At 58.7% G+C, this 2,846-nt stretch carries 2 protein-coding genes and 1 pseudogene; all 3 read right to left on the bottom strand.

Translation table 11 applies throughout. The annotated features are described in order from the left end of the window. Positions 1-274: pseudogene (locus ACSHXH_RS19180) on the bottom strand (hypothetical protein); the annotation flags it as partial. Then, positions 271-1,122, bottom strand: coding sequence for a peptidyl-prolyl cis-trans isomerase (locus tag ACSHXH_RS19175; protein WP_435673404.1), 852 nt, complete (start codon positions 1,120-1,122; stop codon positions 271-273). The pseudogene ACSHXH_RS19180 and the gene ACSHXH_RS19175, both read right to left, overlap by 4 nt. After that, positions 1,122-2,846 (bottom strand): DUF3604 domain-containing protein (locus tag ACSHXH_RS19170; protein ID WP_435673403.1); only part of this gene is annotated, 1,725 nt, incomplete at its 5' end. The genes ACSHXH_RS19175 and ACSHXH_RS19170, both read right to left, overlap by 1 nt.

Here is a 2,846-nt window from a genome sequence, read left to right as displayed (position 1 = left end):
CTATCGTGGTCGCGGAGAGGTTTTCGCGTGTTTCGACCGTCCATTCGCAGGGGACTGGCTCGCTATCGGGGCTACTGACACCGGCAAATTGCGGTGCAATCCTCAACCGTTTGCCTTCGAGCACAGGCTGTTTCCATGTAATCCTCCACTCATCCGGCGCAGTTTCCTGTGCAGACAAGTAAGCCGGGCGCACCTCGTGCGCGGACGCGGATTGTGGCAATATGGCAAAGGCCGCCATCGCAGCCGCGCACAAGATCGCGAGCCAGCGGATCATTCCGCGACCACCACCTCATATTGATCGATGATCGCCCGGATAGCCAAGGCGTTGGATTGTTCGCGTTGATCCCCCCGCCATTCGCTTTCTAGCTCGGTCAAGATGTCGCTGCATTGGGGCACGACCATTGCTTCTTCGCCATCCACGCGGACAAGGTGCAGGCCGAAGGAGGAGGGGAAGGGGCCTTGGAACGCGCCGCCACCAACTTCGGCGGAAAACAGTGCGCGCGCAAAGGCAGGGCCAAAACTGCGTCCGACATCGGGCAGGCTTGCTCGCTCATATTGGCGGTTGAGCAGAAACGGATCGCCAAGGCTTTCCCAGTTTCCCGCATTTGCCTGAGCTTTCAGCGCATCGGCCTTGCTGCGCAATTGCGTGTCCGACAATTCGCCGGGAGTTATGAATATGTGCGAAAAGCTGCGCCGGGGCGGCTGCGAGAAACGCTGGGGGTTTTCATCGAAATAGGCGCACAAGGTCGCCTCGTCAGGCGCTTCGATCTCGACATTATCCTCCAGTGTAAAGCGCACTTTTTGCGCCAGTCTGCGGCGGATAATCGTGTCGCCTTCATCAAGGCCAAGCCGCTCTGCCTCGCGCACCAAAGCCTCTTCCTGCACAAAATCATAGAGCAGCAATTGCAGCTCTTCCTCTGTCGGATTGCGCTGGTTCTCGCCCGCAAACAGGATCGCGCGTCGTTCCATTTCTGCTGGATCGACAAGAATCGTATTTGCCTCATAATCGCGCGCCGATTGCCAGAGCGCATGGCCGACAAACAGCAGCGCGCCGAGGATTGCGAAATGGACGAATGGCTCGCGGATCCAGTGCCGCCAGCCTGACTTACTTTCCTTGGCCACTAGCCAGCGTCATACCAGATAGGCGAGGTGTAGGCCCGTTCGCGGATGGTTTGCGGCAGGTCGGGATGCGGCGGAGTTCCGTTGCGGATCGCGTCCCAGGTTGACCAGCGGCAGGTCGGATTTTCGATCACGCGAACGTAATAGGCGGCCGATTGTTCGGCATCAAATTCCGGATCGCGCCATACAGCTTTCAGTTCAGGCGCGCCTTGCCCTGTGCTCGCCTCGCAGGTGGAAACATCCACGCTGGCACCATTGTCTGCGCAGCGGCGGGTTTCTGCATCCGGAGCATTGCCATCAGAGCAAGCGACATCCCAGATGCGTTCTTGCGCTTCGCCATCGTGCCAGACCTTGACGATCTGCACCTTGGCAAGCGGCACGCTGGCCGGATCGCGCATGGCCCAGACCAGAATGTCAGGCGCTTCGCTGCGCGCGGGCAGATTGCCGCCCATCGGCACACCGCCTGCATAGGCGAGCGAGAGAAGGTCAGCAGATCCGAGAATGCTGTCTTCGTAATCACCGGCAAACATGCGCACTTTCATACGCGGTCCAGTGGTGGCGAAGGTTTCACGCCGCGCCATTGCAGCAAAGATAGATTCGCGCGTGTTTTCCTCTGCCCAAACCCCGGCAAGGCCAGAGGCGCCCCACTTGGAGAACCAGTTTTCGGCGTTCGGAACCCGATCAATGCCTTCCCATGTCCGCGCGCCGCCGGGCGGAATAGAGCCCCGACGTTCGGGCGTTCCATCGACAATGCCAACCTTCGACCAATAGTTTTCTTCGGTGAAGGAGCCGCCCGCCACGTGCGTATCAGACGCGCCGATCATCCCGAATTGATACGGGTTGGTGCCAACATCACGCTCAATCGCCAGCCCATTGGCCAGTGCCTCGCGCACGAAGCCGCCAGTAATCTGCGAACGGATGGTCGAACCCAAAAGCAGTTCGTAAATCTCGAAATTCGCCAGTTCGTCATTGGGCGAAAGCGCCGGATGCGTTTCCGATGTGCCTTTGACCTGCGTCATTTCAACAATCGGTTCGTTGCGAATGCGCTGCTGCGCATAGGCATCGGTCAGCGGGCTGCCGTCATAGGTGACACTGTCGAACATCTTGCCGTCAGACACGTTGGAATTGTGCGGGATCGCGAGCACTTCATGCCCCGCCTCGCGCTGGGTATCCATCCAATCCCACAAGTCTTCGGGATTGACTGAATCTAGAGTAGAAAACGGCATATCCGGCGCACTGCCTTCGAACACGACATTGCGGTGCAAATTGCCGCCGCCAAACCCGTCCTCGTCACCGCGCGAGACCACTGCGGTGTATTCATAGGCGGCAAAGGTCGTCAGCGTGCCGGGGTCGTAATACTCATTCGCCGCATCGACCGCAGATCGCCATGTGCGCGATACAATGTCCAGATCAAGCGCGCCGGGAAGCGGCTCTCCGCTGCGTACGCTCATACCAACTCTGTCGAAAGCCGCAGCGATTAACTCTGGGTCATCAGAGAACATTTCCTGCGCCATATCCAGCTTGTTGAGATCGGTGCCCGGCGTGTTCATTTCCGGCAGGATGCCCATATATGCGCCGTGATCGGTCGCCGCGACGAAATCGAGGGGCGGCCCATCAATCTCAATCTCAAAACCCGATGGGTGGGTTACCGTTTCACCAAGCGCGAATTTGTAGACGTCTTCGGGTTTGGAGCGGACGTTGAAGATATAGGCGTCAAAGCTGTTGCC

This window comes from Marivita sp., from assembly GCF_051251565.1.
Taxonomy (GTDB): domain Bacteria; phylum Pseudomonadota; class Alphaproteobacteria; order Rhodobacterales; family Rhodobacteraceae; genus Marivita.
This window is presented reverse-complemented; position numbering and strand designations above follow the sequence as displayed.